The organism is Methylobacterium aerolatum (assembly GCF_022179085.1).
In the GTDB taxonomy this organism is placed as follows: Bacteria; Pseudomonadota; Alphaproteobacteria; order Rhizobiales; family Beijerinckiaceae; genus Methylobacterium; species Methylobacterium aerolatum.
The window spans coordinates 95,788-110,572 of the sequence record NZ_BPQE01000008.1; the positions used below are offsets into that span (position 1 = coordinate 95,788).

Genomic DNA, 14,785 nt, shown 5'->3' on the forward strand with positions numbered 1-14,785 from the left:
AGACAGTGGACGACGAACGGGACGGGAGGCGGTCATGTCGGCCGACATGCGGGAATCGCGGGCGAGCCTGATCCTGCTCGGCCTCTCCGTCGCGGCGGTGCTGATCTTCGGCGCCCTGACGCTGCTGATGCAGGCGGGATGACGGGCGGCGGGAGGCCGAGCCCCGGACCCGCCGAGGCCCGCATCCTCCGCAATCGCGCCGTCCTACTGCACCAGCACCGCTTGGCCGCACAATGTGCCGTCGACGGTGTAGTCGGCGTAGCCGACCCGTAGGCCCAGCACCTTCAGCACGCCGTTGAGAACCAGATCGAGCGACGGCGCCGCCGCGCCGAGGGTGAGGTTCAGGGCCGGGGCGAGGAGGCCGCTCACCCCGAGCCCGTTGACCTGCAGGTTGAGGCTGCCGAGCAGGCTCCCCGTCAGCGACTGGGCGATGGCCCCCGAGGAGATGCTCTTCACCGTGTGCGCGGTGATGTCGGCATCCGAGAAGGTCAGGCTCTGGGAGGTCGAGCCGATGGTCGCCAGCGCCCGGCCCGAGACCGTCACGAGATTGAGCGGCGCCGCGATCATCAGCGCCGGCTGCGACAGGTCCGGCCCGACATCGCCGCCGTTGATCGCCTGGCGCGATACCCCCGCGATCGCCAGGGTGGCGATGCCGGTCTGGCCGTCGATCACCACCTGACGGCCGCCGGGAACGGCGGACGAGCAGGTGAGGCTCTTGAGCGTTCCCTGGGCGGGGGCGAGGGCGACGTACAGGGGTAGGTTGAGGGAGCCGAGGTTCAGGGGCGCCGTGAGGGACGCCTCGATCAACAGGCGGGTCTGGGCGGTGCGCACGGTGGCGTTGGGGGTGCCGGGCCTGACCCAGCCCGAACTCCGCCGCCGCTCGCCGATCGCCAGGGTCAGCTTGGTGGAGAGGAGGCCCGGAATCGTGGCGCCGAGGTCGATCGAGACCTGGGACTGCCCGTTGGCCAGTGCTGCGGCGGCGCTGACGAGCCCCATGACCGACAGCGACGGCCCGGCGACCCCGCGCCCCGGCGCCAGGGCGCCGACGTCACCCAGGGGATCGATCTGGGAGATCGGCACGACGTTGCCGGCATTCGGCAGGGCGTTGAGGATCCCCGTGAGCGCGGAGGCGGCGCCGCCGCCCGAGGCGGTGCGCAGGGCCATCAGCACCTGCCCGACGCTGGCATTCGATTGGGCGATCTCGGCGTAGCTCGCCCCGCCCATGTTGAGACTGGCGCCGAGGGCGTCGAGGACCTTGAACCCGTCGACCCGCGCGCTCAACAGGGCATTGTAATCGAGTAGGGAGAGCGTCAGCTTCGTCCCGAGCAGCGCCCCGAGGATGGCGTTGGGCAGGCCGCTGCCGTCGAGGGCCACGAGACCGGATCCGACGGAGAAGGCGGCGAACTGCGCCGTGGCCGCCGTCCCGGTGACCCGGATCGGCACCGAGGACGGCAGGCCGATGACCCGCCCGAAATTCACCGGCGCGCTGGTGGACAGGCCGACCTGGACGGCGTTGATCGCGGCCCCGCCGGGCTGGAACCGGGCGCCCACCGCGGCGGTGGCGTCGTAGCTGCCCGGCGTGACGGTGGCGGCGGTGGCGGCCGTGCCGTAGCCGTTGTCGCTCAAGGAGCGGCGGCTCGCCTCGGCGGCGCGGGCGATGTCGCTCGCTCCCAGCATCGCCGCGATGTCCACCGCGCCCTGGGCCTTGCGCCGGGCCTGGACCACCACCCCGAGATCGACGCCGACGGCGGCGACCCCCATCAGCAACGTGGAGCCGAAGGCGACGAGGATGATGACGTTGCCGCCCCGGGCCGTGCCGAAGGCCCTCCCCCGCTCCGCGACCGCCCGCAGCCAGGACGCGGCCGACCGCCGGAGACGGTCGATCACAGGCCGCCCCGCCGGACGCTCACCGTGCTCGTCAGGAAGGCGGGGATCTGCGGAACGAGACGCGCGAAGCTGCCGAGGCCGAGGGTGCTGGCATCGAGTCTCACCGTGACCACGGTGACGTTCGCATCCGTGGGGTCCGCCCCGACCTCGACCGAGACGCTGCCCGGCCGGAACAACGCGCCGTTGGTCAGGCTGCGGGTCACCGTCGTCTGCGCGAGGGAGGCGCGCTCCGCATCGGTGACGCCCCCGATCGAGGCCCGCGCCGCCTCTGCGGCAACCAACCGCAAGTTGTGCGCTGCACCCAAGCAGATGCCGAACACGGCGATTCCCGCGAAGAGGAGCAGGAGTACCGGCGCGATGAGGGCGAATTCCACGGCTGCGCCGCCCCGGCGGCACCGGGAGAGTTTTGCGAGACACCGCAGCGCCATAGGGTGATCGTCCATGTCTCTGCGCATCGGAAACCCCCTCCTCGCGCCAAGATCGATACAACCCAGGGTGGAACTGGAATCCTAATTTTAAGTTGAATTGTTCCGGCGCATTCTGTGGGCCTCGCGGGATGGCCGGGAAGCGCGCTTTCAGATCGTGACGGCGGGGCGGCCGCTGCCGAAGCCCGCGGGATCGATGGCCGCGCTCTTCACGATCGCGACGACCTCCCGCCCCGGGACGAGGGCGAGGTCGCGGACCGCCGCGGCGGTCAAGCGGGCCGCCAGGATTGCGCCGTTGCAATCGATCTCGACCAGCACGCCCGTCTCGGCGGGGTTCAGGGCCGCGATCCGGCCCGGCAGGACGTTCCGGGCCGAGAGACCCTGCGGCGGGTCGAGCGCGACGAGGACGTCCCGGGCGGGCACCCTGACCCGGACCCGCGTTCCGGGCGGATGGGCGAGGTCCGGCACGAGGAGTTGTCCGGCCTGCCCGGTCAGGCGGACGAGGCCGCTGGCGGGATCGGCGCCTGCGACCTCCATCGCCAGCAGGGCACCGGGCTCGCCGTGCAGGGGGATGAGGTCCGCCCGGCGCAGGATCGCCTCGGCGGGGCCGGCGGCGGCGACGCGCCCCCCCTCGAGCACCACGATGGTGCCCGCAAGCCGGGCGACCTCCGCGACGGAATGGCTGACATAGACCACCGGCACCCCGGCCTCGTCGCGCAGCCGCTCGATGTAGGGAAGGATCTCGGCCTTCCGGGCCTCGTCGAGGGCGGCCAGGGGCTCGTCCATCAGCAGGAGACGGGGCTCGGCGAGCAGCGCCCGGCCGATGGCGACCCGCTGGCGCTCGCCCCCCGAAAGCCCCGCCGGGCGCCGGTCGAGGAGCGCGCCGATGCCCAGCATCCCCACGACGGCGGCGAACTGCGCCGGATCGTGGCGACGGCGGGCGAAGACGCGGCCGTAGGCGAGGTTCTGCCGGACGCTGAGGTGGGGGAACAGCCGCGCGTCCTGGAACACGACGCCGATCCGCCGCCGGTGCGGCGGCAGGAAGACCCGCGCGGCCGTATCCACCAGCACCTGCCCGCCCGCCACGATCCGCCCCCGGTCGGGCCGCGCCAGCCCGGCGACGAGGTCGATGAGGGTCGTCTTGCCCGATCCGGAGCGGCCGAACAGCGCGGTGAGGCCCGGCCCGGCGGCGAAGGCGGCCTCCAGGGCGAAGTCGCCCCGCCGCAGGCTCACGTCGACGGCGATGGCAGCGGCCTCGTCGGCGCTCATTCCGCCTCCAGCCGCCGGCCGGCGCGGGCGGCCAGCGCCTCGGAGACGAGGAGCGCGGTGATCGACAGGGCGACCGAGACCAGGGTGAGGCTGAGCGCCGCCCCCTCCCCGCCCGGCACCTGGGTGAGGGTGTAGATCGCGGAGGGCAGGGTCTGCGTCTCGCCGGGGATGTTCGAGACGAAGGTGATCGTCGCGCCGAATTCGCCCATCGCCTTGGCGAAGGCGAGCACCGCCCCGGCGAGGCATCCGGGCAGGCTCAGGGGAAGCGTGACGGTGAGGAAGACCATGAGGGGCGGGGCGCCGAGGGAGCCCGCCGCCTGTTCGAGGCGCCGGTCCACCGCCTCCAGCGACAGGCGCATCGCCCGCACCATGAGCGGGAAGCCCATCACTGCGCAGGCCAGCGCCGCGCCGGTCCAGCGGAAGGCGAAGACGATCCCCGCCTCGGCCAGCGCCGCCCCGAACACGCCCCGCCGCCCGAAGGCGAGGAGCAGCAGGTAGCCGGTGACCACCGGCGGCAGGATCAGCGGCAGGTGGACGACACCGTCGAGGAGCGCCCGGCCGGGGAACCGCCGCCGGGCGAGGAGCCACGCCACCGCGAGGCCGGGCGGCAGGGAGGCGAGCGTCGCCACCGCCGCCACCTTCAGGCTCAGGAGGACGGCCTGCCATTCCTCGGGGCCGAGGCCGATCAGGCCGGGACCGACGCTCATGCCCGGATGTCCACCGCGTATCCCGATCGACCGCGGCCGGCCGATCCGATCCGCTGCGCCCGCGATCTTATGGCCGCCGCCGGGGCGGGCAAGGGCCCGCGCCAGAATCGCCGGGGCGACGGCGGGGCCCGGTGCCCCGGCTCACTCCTTGCCGGGTGCCTTGGGCGTGCGGGTTTCCGCGCGATGCAGGCGGCTCAGCGCCACGAGGAGGCGCCCGGGCAGGGGCGCTTCGGCGGGCGGGGCACCGTATTCGGAGAGCTGGGGCCGACGCGGGTTCCGAGCGAGGACGATCGGCCCGTTGGGACCGGACCGGTCGGGAAAGGGGCGACGCGAACTGGTCACTTTTTACTCATCCCTGACATGGCTTGAACACGAAGCTCCCGGAAACGCCGACCTCCGGCGCGGGTTCCTGGCATTCCTGGTCAACGGTTCGCCGGGATGGCGCAATCCTGGGCATTGTTGCGAAAGAACCGCGGGAGTCGGCGCCACCCTGCGATTCCCCTGTGACAGGCCGCCCGCGGACCCTTACAGGAACGGGACCATGCTCGAAGGTCTCCCGCCCCACCGCCCCACTCACGTCCTGCGCCTCGACACCGACGAGAGGTCGGCGCGGGCCATGACCGACCTGCTCGGCGAGATGTTCGATCCCACCGAGACGGCGGTGGCCGCCTTCGAGGATGCGGACGGCAAGACGTGGCGCCTCGAAGCCTACTTCGCCGACGAGCCGGACGAGACGTTCATCCGCGAGTTGATCCGCCCGGTGATCGGAGACCGGGCGGATGAGGCCGAGTTCCGCACCATCGCCGAACAGGATTGGGTGCGCTCCTCGCTGGAGGGGCTGAAACCGGTCCGGGCCGGGCGCTTCCTCATCCACGGCTCGCACGACCGGGGCGAGCGGCGCGCCAACGACCTCGCCATCGAGATCGAGGCGGCCTTGGCCTTCGGCACCGGCCACCACGGTACCACCCTCGGCTGCCTGCGGGCCTTCGTGGCCGAGCGCAAGCGCCGCCGCCCGCGCCATGTCCTGGATGTGGGAACGGGGACGGGGATCCTGGCCTTCGCAGCGGCCAAGGACCTGCGCCGCCCGGTGGTGGCCGGCGACCTCGACCGCGAGGCGGTGGTCACCGCCCGGGAGAACGCCCGGCTCAACGGCCTCGGCCCCTGGCTGAAGCTCTACCACGCGGGCGGCACCCGCCATGCGACGGCGGCCCGGCCCCGCCGCTTCGACCTCGTCTTCGCCAACATCCTCGCCAAGCCCCTGCGGATGCTCTCGCCGAGCCTGTCGGCAGTGGTGGCGACGGGCGGCACCCTCGTCCTCTCGGGGCTCATCGAGCGCGACGTGCCGGGGGTGCTCTCCGCCTACCGCCTCCAGGGCTTCACCCTGGTTCGGAAGGGCGTCATCGAGGGATGGGTGCACCTCGTCCTGCGCAGGGGCGGCGCCGCGCCGCGGGCGAGGCGCTGAACCGCGCCTGGACGACGGCATTTCTCGGGCATGAGCGACGCGAGCCCCACTCCACCCAACGACGATCCCCTCACCGAGGGCGCCCGCGCCCGCGCGCACGGCCGCCCGAAGGATGCCTGCCCCTACCCGGCCGACTCGCCGGAGCGGGCGGCCTGGCTCGAGGCCTATGACGGCCTGCCCGCCGCGACCGCGGTGCCTCCCGGCCCCTGACGGGAGCGATCCGCCCGATGCCACGTTGCCGCCCTCCCTCCCGGGGCGGTAGGCTCGCGCCATGACCGAACCCCGCCCCCGCTTCCAGACCTTCGACGACCCGAGCCATCGCAAGGGGCCGGAGCGGATCTCCGCCTTGCGCGCCGCCCTGCGGGAGGCCGGGCTCGACGGGTTCGTCGTGCCCCGGGCCGATGAGCACCAATCGGAATACGTGCCCCCCAATGCCGAGCGGCTGGCCTGGCTCACCGGGTTCACCGGCTCGGCCGGCACCGCCGTGATCCTCGCGGAGGCCGCCGCGCTCGTCGTGGACGGCCGCTATACCCTCCAGGCCCCCGCCCAGGTGGAGACCGGCCTGGTGAGCGTGGTGCCCCTGGCCGAGCAGACGCCGGAGGCGTGGATCGCCGCCCATCTCGGCCGGGACAAGGTGCTCGGCTACGATCCGTGGCTGCACACGCCGGACGGGGTCGAGCGCTTGGAACGGGCCGCCGCGAAGGCCGGCGGCAGCCTGCGGGCGCTGCCGGAGAATCCCATCGACGCCTGCTGGGCCGGGCGGCCGAAGGCACCCGCCGGGCGCGTCGTCTCCCATCCCGAATCCCTCGCGGGGATGACGGCGGCGGACAAGCTGACCCGGATCCGCGCGGCCCTCGTCCCCGATTCCTGCGACGCGCTGGTGATCTCCGATCCGCACAACCTCGCCTGGGCCTTCAACCTGCGCGGGGCGGATGTGGGCCATACGCCCCTGGCGCTCGGCTACGCGATCCTGCCGCGCGAGGGGCCGGCGCGGCTCTACCTTGCCTCCGGCGACATCGATCCCGGCCTGCGCGTGGCCCTGGAGCCCATCGCCGTGATCGCCCCCCGCGTCGATCTGGAGGAGGGCCTCGCCGCCCTGGCGGGCGCGCGCGTGCGTCTCGACGGGGCGAGCGCGGCCATCGCCCTCAAGGAGCGGATCGAGTCGGCGGGCGGCACGGTGGATGTCGGCAAGGACCCCATCACCGCGATGAAGGCGGTGAAGAACGCCGCCGAGATCGCAGGCACCCGCGCCGCCCATCTCCGGGACGGGGCGAGTGTGACGCGCTTCCTGGCGTGGCTCGACGGCGCGGCGGAGGCGGGCGGCCTCACCGAGATCGCCGCCGTGGAGGCGCTGGAGGATGTCCGGGCCGAGGGGGGAGAGTTGCGCGACGTCTCCTTCCCGACCATCTCGGGCTCCGGCCCGAACGGCGCCATCGTCCATTACCGTGTGACGCGGGAGACCGACCGCACGGTGCGGCCGGGGGAGTTGTTTCTCATCGATTCCGGCGCTCAATACGTGGACGGCACCACCGACATCACCCGCACCGTGGCCGTCGGCACGCCGGACGCGGAGATGCGCGACCGCTACACCCGCGTACTCCAGGGGCACATCGCCATCGCGCGGGCCGTCTTCCCCAAGGGCACCACCGGCGCGCAGATCGACGCCTTCGCCCGCGCCCCCCTGTGGCGGGCGGGGCTCGACTTCGACCACGGCACCGGCCACGGGGTCGGCGTCTTCCTCTCGGTGCACGAGGGGCCGCAGCGCATCGCCAAGGCCGGGCCGGTGGCTCTGGAGGCCGGGATGATCCTCTCCGACGAGCCGGGCTACTACGCCACCGGCCGCTACGGCATCCGCATCGAAAACCTCGTCCTCGTGGAGCCCCGCGCCGTCGCGGGCGGCGAGCGGCCGGTCCTCGGCTTCGAGACCCTGACGCTGGCGCCTTACGACCGGCGGCTGATCGACACGGCCCTCCTCGAACCGGGCGAGCGGGCCTGGATCGACGCCTACCACGCCCGGGTGCGGGAGGCGCTGACGCCCCTCGTGGACGGGCCGACGCGGGATTGGCTGGAGCGGGCGACGGCACCGCTGGAGGGGTGATGGTGCGGAGAAGCCGCGCCTCTCACCCCATCATTGCGTACGGAGCGAAGCACTCCAGGGAACGCAACCTCCCGCGACAGCCCGCCGCCCTGGATTGCTTCGCTCCGCTCGCAATGACGGAGGGAACGGGACGGTGGCCCGCCCTATAAAAGCCGGTGGAACCGACGAGAAACCGCCGGCCGTCCGGCGCGAAGAGTCCCGCATGATCGCCCGCCTTCTCCTGATCCTCGCCTGCCTCGGCCTCGGCCCGTCGATGGCGCAGGGGTTCCGCCCCCCGGCCGACCTCGTGCAGGCGAGCCTCCTCGCCGAGCCGCAGGCGGTATCGGGGGCGACGCCGTTCACCCTCGCCGTGCGGATGAAGATGAAGCCCGGCTGGCACGTCTACTGGCGCAATCCGGGCGATTCCGGCCTGCCGCCGGAGGTGACGTGGAGCCTGCCCGCCGGCTTCAGCCCCGGCCCGATCCAGTGGCCCGCGCCGCACCGGATCCCGATCGCGACCCTGATGAATTACGGCTACGAGGACGAGGTGACGCTCCTCGTCCCCGTCACGCCGCCGCCGAGCCTCGATCCGGCCGAGCCGGTGCGGATCGCGGGCAAGCTCACCTACCTCGTCTGCGAGACCGAATGCATTCCGGGCTCGGCCGAGCTGCGCCTGACCCTCCCCGTGGGCCCGGCGACCCCCGACGCCGCCAACGCCGCCGTCTTCTCGGGGGCCCGCGCCGCGATGCCCGTGGCCCCGGTCTGGCCGATGAGCCTGTCCCGGACCGGCGACCGGATCCGCCTCGACTTCGCCGCCACAGGCCTGAAGGCCGACCAGATCAGGGCTGCCACCTATTTCCCCTACGGCGAGACGGTGATCGACAACGCCGCCGAGCAGGTGTGGAGCGTCGACGCGCAGGGCCTGCACCTGACCCTCGCCCAGGGAGACGACAAGGCCGGGATCGGCACCCTGCCCGGCGTGCTGGCGGTCGAGGAGGCGACCGGTGACGGCACCAGCCGCCTCGCCTTCGCCTATGGCGACGCGCCGGCGGCCCCGGCCGCCACGGCTCCCTCCGTCGCGGGAACCGCCTCCCCCGCCCCCTCCCCGTCGCCGGCGGCCACGCAGGATCCGCCGACCCTGGTGGCGGCGATGGGGCTCGCCCTCCTCGGCGGCTTGATCCTCAACCTGATGCCCTGCGTCTTCCCGGTCCTGTCGATCAAGGTGCTGGGCCTCGTGCGCCATGCGGGCGAGGGCGCGGGCCGGGTGCGGCTGCACGGCCTCGCCTATACGGTCGGCGTGCTCGCGAGCTTCCTCGGGCTGGCCGGGCTGCTCATCGCCTTGAAGGGCGGGGGCGCCTCGCTGGGCTGGGGATTCCAGCTCCAATCCCCGATCGTGGTGGCGGGCCTCGCGTACCTGATGGTGGCGGTGGGCCTGAGCCTGTCGGGCGTTTTTCACCTCGGAGGACGGCTCGCGGGGATCGGCGACGGGCTCGCCCGGCGCCCGGGGCTTTCGGGCTCGTTCTTCACCGGGGTGCTCGCCACGGTGGTGGCCACGCCCTGCACCGCGCCGTTCATGGGGGCGGCGGTGGGCTTCGCCCTGACGCAGGGGGCGGGCGTGGCGCTCGCCGTCTTCGCGAGCCTCGGCCTCGGCCTCGCCCTCCCCTTCCTCGCCCTCACCCTGTTCCCTGGCGCCCTCCGGTTCCTCCCCCGGCCGGGCGCCTGGATGGAGACCCTGAAGCAGGCCCTCGCCTTCCCGGTCTACGCCACGGCCGCGTGGCTGATCTGGGTGCTGGCGCAGCAGGTCGATGCGCGGGGTCTGCTCGCGGCGCTGCTCGGCGTGGTGTTCGTTGGCTTCGCGGCCTGGGCCTGGGAGCGTGGACGCGGCGCCGGGCCACTCGCGGAGCGGATCTTCCAGGGGCTCGCCGGTCTCGCGGTGATCGCCGTCGTCGCGTTGGGCGTCGGCCTCGCGCAGGACCGCGCGGCGCCCGGCGCCCAGGCGGCCTCCGCCGACGGGATCGAGCCCTTCACCCGCGCTCGGCTGGAGGCCCTGCGCGAGGGCAAGCGGCCGGTCTTCGTGAACATGACCGCCGCGTGGTGCATCACCTGCGCCGTCAACGAGACCACGTCGTTGAATCGCCCCTCCGTGAAGGCGGCGCTGAAGGCGAAGGGCGTCACGTACCTCAAGGGCGACTGGACCAACCAGAACCCGGAGATCACCCGCCTCCTCGAGGAGCACGGCCGCAGCGGCGTGCCGCTCTACCTGCTCTATGCCGGCACGGGCGAGCCGCAGGTGCTGCCGCAGATCCTCACCGAGGGCACGGTGCTGGACGCGCTGAAGGCGATTCCCGACGGGGGGCGGAACGCGGCGCTGGCCGAATGAGGTTGCAGCCCAACCCCGTCATTGCGAGCGAAGCGCAGCAACCCAGGGATCCGCCACGTTCGGTGAGGTCCCGCTGCCCTGGATTTTGCTTCGCTGACGCTCGCAATGACGGTCGCGGCTACGGCTCCAGCGTGAACGTCTCGTCGAAGGCGTAGCCCGAGCCGCGCACCGTGCGGATCGGATCGACCTGCCGGGGTCCGTTGAGGGCCTTGCGCAGCCGGCCGACATGGACGTCCACCGTGCGCTCGTCGATGTAGACGTCGTGCCCCCAGACCCCATCGAGCAGCTGCTCGCGGGAGAAGACGCGGCCGGGGCTGAGCATCAGGAATTCCAGCAGTCGGAACTCGGTCGGCCCGAGATGCAGTTCGCTCCCCGCCCGCCGGACCCGGTGGCCGGTGCGGTCGAGCTCGATGTCCCCCGCCGCGAGGCGGTCGGCGACGTGGGCGGGCTTGGCCCGGCGCAGGAGGGCGCGGACGCGGGCGAGGAGTTCCGGCACCGAGAAGGGCTTGACGATGTAGTCGTCCGCGCCGGTCCCGAGGCCGCGCACCCGGTCGCCTTCCTCGCCCCGGGCCGTGAGCATGATCACCGGCAGCCGCTCGGTCTCCCGGCGGGCGCGGATGCGGCGGCAGAGCTCGATCCCCGACAGGCCGGGCAGCATCCAGTCGAGGAGGACGAGGTCCGGCGTGCGCTCGGCGAGCAGCAATTCCGCCTCGTCGCCGCGGGCGGCGGCATCGACGCTGAAGCCCTCGGATTCGAGGTTGTAGCGCAGCAGGGTGGTGAGCGCCTCTTCGTCCTCGACGATCAGGACACGCATGGTCGATGGTCCATCTCACGCCCCGGACCCAGATCAGCAGGATGCGGGGATCGGGTCACGCTGATATGCGGTCGGGCCGAACCCAAGGGGCAGCGCCCAACTGTCAACAGGAACGCGCCGATCTCTCCGTCCCCGCCGTCATTGCTTCGCCCCGCTCGCAAGGACGGCGGGTGGAGGCGCGCCTCAGGCCCCCGGCTCCACCGTCGCGTAGTTCGACGCATCGTTCTTCGGCCGGTCGCCGACGAAGTTCTCGCCGGTGGCGAGGTAGTGGATCGTCTCGGCGATGTTGGTGGTGTGGTCGCCAATCCGCTCGACGTTCTTGGCGCAGAACAGCAGGTGCGTGCAGAACGAGATGTTGCGCGGGTCCTCCATCATGTAGGTCAGGAGTTCCCGGAACAGGGAATTGTACAGGGCGTCGATCTCGCCGTCGCGGTTCCAGACGTCCTGCGCCGCCTTGGTGTCGCGGCTGGCATAGGCATCGAGGACGTCCTTGAGCTGCCCCTCGGCGAGGTCGCTCATGTGGCGGACCCCGAGCACGATCTTCTGGGCAGGGGCGTGGTCGGCGATGGCCATCACGCGCTTGGCGACGTTCTTGGCGAGGTCGCCGATCCGCTCCAGGTCGCCCGAGACGCGGATTGCGGAGATGGTTTCGCGCAGGTCCACCGCCATGGGCTGGCGCCGGGCGATGAGGAGCACCGAGCGCTCCTCGATGTCCCGCTGGAGCGTGTCGAGGCGCTTGTCGGCGGCGATGACGGCCTGGGCGAGGACGCCGTCCTGGCGGACGAGGGCCTGGGTCGCCTCGCCCGTCATCTTCTCGGCGATGCCGCCCATTTCCGAGATCGACCGGCGCAGGTTCTCGAGGTCGGTATCGTAGGAGGTAACGATGTGGCCGGGCATGGCGTGACCCTCTCTGTTCGGCTCAGCCGAAGCGGCCGGTGATGTAGTCCTGCGTGCGGCGCTCGGTCGGGTTCATGAAGATCTTGTCGGTCTGGCCGAATTCGACCAGCTCACCGAGATACATGAAGGCCGTGTACTGCGAGATGCGCGCCGCCTGCTGCATGTTGTGCGTGACGATCACGATGGTGAACTCGTCGCGGAGCTGCTCCATCAGCTCCTCGATGCGGCCCGTGGAGATCGGGTCCAGCGCCGAGGTCGGCTCGTCGAACAGGATCACCTCCGGCTGCTGCGCCACGGTGCGGGCGATGCACAGGCGCTGCTGCTGGCCGCCGGAAAGACCGGTACCGGGCTGCTTGAGCTTGTCCTTCACCTCGTCCCACAGGGCGGACTTGCGCAGGGATTCCTCCACGCGCCCGTCGAGTTCCGACTTCGGCAGCTTCTCGTAGAGGCGCAGGCCGAAGGCGACGTTGTCGTAGATCGACATCGGGAAGGGGGTCGGCTTCTGGAACACCATGCCGATGCGCGAGCGCAACTCGTTCAGGTCGATCTTCGGGTCGAGGATGTTCTGCCCGTCGAGGAGGATCTGCCCCTCGGCCCGCTGCTCGGGGTACAGGCTGTAGATGCGGTTGAAGCAGCGCAGGAGGGTCGACTTCCCGCAGCCCGACGGTCCGATCAGCGCGGTGACCTTCCGGTCGTAGAAGTTCAGGTTGACGTTCTTCAGGCCGTGGAACGACCCGTAGTAGAAGTTGAGGTCCTTCACGGCGATGCGAACCGCCCGGGCCGGCGCGGACGTCTCCCGGCCGACGGTGCCGGTGGGAAGAGCGGAGGCGGCGTTCATCGTCATATCCTCGTCGGTGGTGCGCACGTCTCGCCCTCAGCGGCTGCGGCGAGGGTTGATGACCAGCCTGGCGATGATCGACAGGGCCAGGATCGTTCCGGTGATCAGGAGGGCGCCCGCCCAGGCCAGCCCCTGCCAGTTCGGGTAGGGGGAGAGGGCGAACTGGTAGATCATCACCGGCAGGTTCGCGATGCCGCCCATCAGGTTGGACGAGAACCACGAGTTGTTGTTCAGCGCCGTGAACAGCAGGGGCGCGGTCTCGCCGGCGATGCGGGCGAGCGCCAGGATGATGCCCGTCACGATGCCCGCCGAGGCGGCCCGCCACGTCACGCTGGTGATGACCACGGAGGGCGGGGCGCCCAGCGCCGCGCCGGCCTCGCGCAGGGTGCCCGGCACGAGGCGCAGCATGTCCTCGGTGGTGCGCACGATCACCGGGATCGCGATGATGGCGAGCGCCACGCCCCCGGCCCAGCCGGAATAGGTGCCCATGGGGCGCACCATCAGCGTGTAGACGAAGAGGCCGATCAGGATCGACGGCGCCGAGAGCAGGATGTCGTTGAGGAAGCGGATCACGTCGGCGAGCTTCGAGGTCCGTCCGTATTCCGCGAGGAAGGTGCCGGCCATCACGCCGATCGGCGTCGCGACGACGATGCCGATGGTGGTGAGGACGAGGCTGCCCAGGATGGCGTTGGCGATGCCGCCGCCTTCCGAGCCCGGACCCGGCGTCGGCTGGGTGAACAGGGACGGGGAGAAGCCGCGGATGCCCTCGACGATGAGCATCAGCAGGATCGAGCCGAGCACCACCGCACCCACCACGGTGGCGACGAGGCAGGAGAGGCGCAGGGCCCGGTCCGCGACCCGGCGGCCCGGCCGGATGCGGCCGGTCCGGGCCGGGGGCGGCGACAGGGTGTTCGTGAGGGTGTTGGTGGCGTCCATGTTCGTCGCGACCTCGGCAGCGTGATCGTCAGGCGGCCCGCACGCGGCGCGTGAGCAGCCGGGCGACGATCAGGACGATGAAGGTGATGACGAACAGGATGCAGCCGAGCGCCATCAGCGCGTTGAGCTGCAGGCCATCCGCCTCGTTGAACTCGTTGGCGATGCGCGAGGCGATGGTGGAGGACGGGTCGAAGATCGAGGCCGAGAGACGGTTGGCGTTGCCGACCACGAAGGTCACCGCCATCGTCTCGCCCAGCGCCCGGCCGAGGCCGAGCATGATCGCCCCGATGATCGAGACGGCGGCCTGCGGCACGAGCACGTGGCGCACCACCTCCCAGGTGGTGCAGCCGATGCCGTAGGCGCTCTCGCGCAGCACCGTCGGGATCTGTTCCAGCATGTCCCGGGCGATCGAGGCGATGAACGGCACGATCATGATGGCCAGGATGATGCCGGCCGTGAGCACGCCCACGCCCGAGGGCACCCGGGCGTAGAGGATCGTGCCGAGGATCGGCATGCCCTCGACGAGGTTCGAGACGGGGATCTGCACGAAGCGCGCGAAGAGCGGCGCGAACACGAACAGGCCCCACATGCCGTAGATGATGCTGGGGACGGCGGCGAGCAGTTCGATGGTCATCGCCACGGGCCTGCGCGCCCAGCCGGGGCAGAGCTGCGTGAGGAAGATCGCGATGCCCAGCGACACCGGCACGCCGATGAGCAGCGCGAGCACGGCCGAGGCCACGGTGCCGATCACGGCGACCAGGGCGCCGTACTGCTCGGTGCCGATGTTCCACGCGCTGGAGGTGAGGAAGCCGAAGCCGAATTCGCGGAAAGCGGGCCAGCCGCCGTAGATGATCGAGCCGAGGATGCCGGCCAGGACCAGCAGGACGATCAGGGCGGCGCCGTAGGCGCAGGCGCGGAAGGTGGCGTCCAATCCCTTGCTCGGCCCCTTGCGGATCGCGGGGCGGGGTCGGGCGACGGCGACGGATTGCGTCAAGGCGGGCATCCGCAATTCTCTGAGGTCCGGGACTGTTACCGCGGGGGAAGCCGCGAGGCGAGAGAGGGGGCGCAGTGCTCCGGCCCGAGGCCGACGGGC

14 protein-coding genes are annotated in these 14,785 nt (G+C 71.8%); 4 read left to right on the forward strand and 10 right to left on the reverse strand.

The features are described 5' to 3' along the window. Positions 1 to 204: 204 nt before the first annotated feature. The 5 genes from MFF06_RS05940 to MFF06_RS05960 form a co-directional block, all read right to left on the reverse strand. Positions 205 to 1,887: a TadG family pilus assembly protein gene (locus tag MFF06_RS05940; protein ID WP_238202098.1), complete on the reverse strand. Its 1,683-nt coding sequence runs from the start codon at positions 1,885 to 1,887 to the stop codon at positions 205 to 207. After that, the gene (locus MFF06_RS05945; protein WP_238202099.1) at positions 1,884 to 2,330 is read right to left on the reverse strand and encodes a TadE/TadG family type IV pilus assembly protein; all 447 of its coding nucleotides are present in this window, start codon (positions 2,328 to 2,330) and stop codon (positions 1,884 to 1,886) included. Before MFF06_RS05945 ends, MFF06_RS05940 begins: the two co-directional genes overlap by 4 nt. A 132-nt stretch (positions 2,331 to 2,462) precedes the next feature. Continuing rightward, a complete protein-coding gene (gene modC / locus MFF06_RS05950; protein ID WP_238202100.1) occupies positions 2,463 to 3,581 on the reverse strand; it encodes a molybdenum ABC transporter ATP-binding protein in 1,119 nt (372 codons plus the stop codon). Continuing rightward, entirely contained in the window at positions 3,578 to 4,288 is a 711-nt protein-coding gene (gene modB / locus MFF06_RS05955) for a molybdate ABC transporter permease subunit (protein WP_238202101.1), read from the reverse strand. The genes modC and modB overlap by 4 nt, the downstream gene beginning before the upstream one ends. Positions 4,289 to 4,429: 141 nt before the next feature. Further along, the gene (locus MFF06_RS05960) at positions 4,430 to 4,630 is read right to left on the reverse strand and encodes a hypothetical protein (RefSeq protein ID WP_238202102.1); all 201 of its coding nucleotides are present in this window, start codon (positions 4,628 to 4,630) and stop codon (positions 4,430 to 4,432) included. Between the two features lie 199 nt (positions 4,631 to 4,829). Here MFF06_RS05960 and MFF06_RS05965 point away from each other — a divergent pair, with 199 nt between their 5' ends. From MFF06_RS05965 to MFF06_RS05980, 4 genes are all read left to right on the forward strand, one after another. Then, positions 4,830 to 5,750: a 50S ribosomal protein L11 methyltransferase gene (locus tag MFF06_RS05965; protein ID WP_238202103.1), complete on the forward strand. Its 921-nt coding sequence runs from the start codon at positions 4,830 to 4,832 to the stop codon at positions 5,748 to 5,750. 30 nt (positions 5,751 to 5,780) lie between these two features. Further along, complete coding sequence (locus MFF06_RS05970; RefSeq protein WP_238202104.1) at positions 5,781 to 5,960, forward strand: ribosome modulation factor; 180 nt, start codon at positions 5,781 to 5,783, stop codon at positions 5,958 to 5,960. A gap of 61 nt (positions 5,961 to 6,021) precedes the next feature. Then, positions 6,022 to 7,848 carry an aminopeptidase P family protein gene (locus MFF06_RS05975; protein WP_238202105.1) on the forward strand — a complete coding sequence of 609 codons (1,827 nt, stop codon included), beginning with the start codon at positions 6,022 to 6,024 and terminating at the stop codon, positions 7,846 to 7,848. Between the two features lie 202 nt (positions 7,849 to 8,050). Continuing rightward, entirely contained in the window at positions 8,051 to 10,207 is a 2,157-nt protein-coding gene (locus MFF06_RS05980) for a protein-disulfide reductase DsbD family protein (protein ID WP_238202106.1), read from the forward strand. 118 nt (positions 10,208 to 10,325) lie between these two features. Here the strand turns inward: MFF06_RS05980 and phoB are convergent, their stop codons facing one another. The 5 genes from phoB to pstC all read right to left on the reverse strand — a co-directional run bounded on the left by phoB (position 10,326) and on the right by pstC (position 14,695). Continuing rightward, positions 10,326 to 11,021, reverse strand: a complete 696-nt coding sequence (gene phoB / locus MFF06_RS05985) for a phosphate regulon transcriptional regulator PhoB (RefSeq protein ID WP_238202107.1) — start codon at positions 11,019 to 11,021, stop codon at positions 10,326 to 10,328. A gap of 183 nt (positions 11,022 to 11,204) precedes the next feature. After that, a complete protein-coding gene (phoU, locus tag MFF06_RS05990) occupies positions 11,205 to 11,918 on the reverse strand; it encodes a phosphate signaling complex protein PhoU (RefSeq protein ID WP_238202108.1) in 714 nt (237 codons plus the stop codon). 22 nt (positions 11,919 to 11,940) lie between these two features. Further along, positions 11,941 to 12,756 carry a phosphate ABC transporter ATP-binding protein PstB gene (pstB, locus tag MFF06_RS05995; RefSeq protein WP_238202109.1) on the reverse strand — a complete coding sequence of 272 codons (816 nt, stop codon included), beginning with the start codon at positions 12,754 to 12,756 and terminating at the stop codon, positions 11,941 to 11,943. Between the two features lie 36 nt (positions 12,757 to 12,792). Next, complete coding sequence (gene pstA / locus MFF06_RS06000) at positions 12,793 to 13,692, reverse strand: phosphate ABC transporter permease PstA (RefSeq protein ID WP_238202110.1); 900 nt, start codon at positions 13,690 to 13,692, stop codon at positions 12,793 to 12,795. Positions 13,693 to 13,720: 28 nt separating this feature from the next. Next, entirely contained in the window at positions 13,721 to 14,695 is a 975-nt protein-coding gene (gene pstC / locus MFF06_RS06005) for a phosphate ABC transporter permease subunit PstC (RefSeq protein ID WP_238202111.1), read from the reverse strand. Positions 14,696 to 14,785: the final 90 nt, after the last annotated feature.

Bases quoted from the DNA above. Each gene is read 5' to 3' on its own strand.
- MFF06_RS05945 (WP_238202099.1), bottom strand. From the start codon at position 2,330: ATGGACGATCACCCTATGGCGCTGCGGTGTCTCGCAAAACTCTCCCGG.
- modC (WP_238202100.1), bottom strand. From the start codon at position 3,581: ATGAGCGCCGACGAGGCCGCTGCCATCGCCGTCGACGTGAGCCTGCGG.
- modB (WP_238202101.1), bottom strand. From the start codon at position 4,288: ATGAGCGTCGGTCCCGGCCTGATCGGCCTCGGCCCCGAGGAATGGCAG.
- MFF06_RS05965 (WP_238202103.1), top strand. From the start codon at position 4,830: ATGCTCGAAGGTCTCCCGCCCCACCGCCCCACTCACGTCCTGCGCCTC.
- MFF06_RS05970 (WP_238202104.1), top strand. From the start codon at position 5,781: ATGAGCGACGCGAGCCCCACTCCACCCAACGACGATCCCCTCACCGAG.
- MFF06_RS05975 (WP_238202105.1), top strand. From the start codon at position 6,022: ATGACCGAACCCCGCCCCCGCTTCCAGACCTTCGACGACCCGAGCCAT.
- MFF06_RS05980 (WP_238202106.1), top strand. From the start codon at position 8,051: ATGATCGCCCGCCTTCTCCTGATCCTCGCCTGCCTCGGCCTCGGCCCG.
- phoB (WP_238202107.1), bottom strand. From the start codon at position 11,021: ATGCGTGTCCTGATCGTCGAGGACGAAGAGGCGCTCACCACCCTGCTG.
- phoU (WP_238202108.1), bottom strand. From the start codon at position 11,918: ATGCCCGGCCACATCGTTACCTCCTACGATACCGACCTCGAGAACCTG.
- pstB (WP_238202109.1), bottom strand. From the start codon at position 12,756: ATGAACGCCGCCTCCGCTCTTCCCACCGGCACCGTCGGCCGGGAGACG.
- pstA (WP_238202110.1), bottom strand. From the start codon at position 13,692: ATGGACGCCACCAACACCCTCACGAACACCCTGTCGCCGCCCCCGGCC.
- pstC (WP_238202111.1), bottom strand. From the start codon at position 14,695: ATGCCCGCCTTGACGCAATCCGTCGCCGTCGCCCGACCCCGCCCCGCG.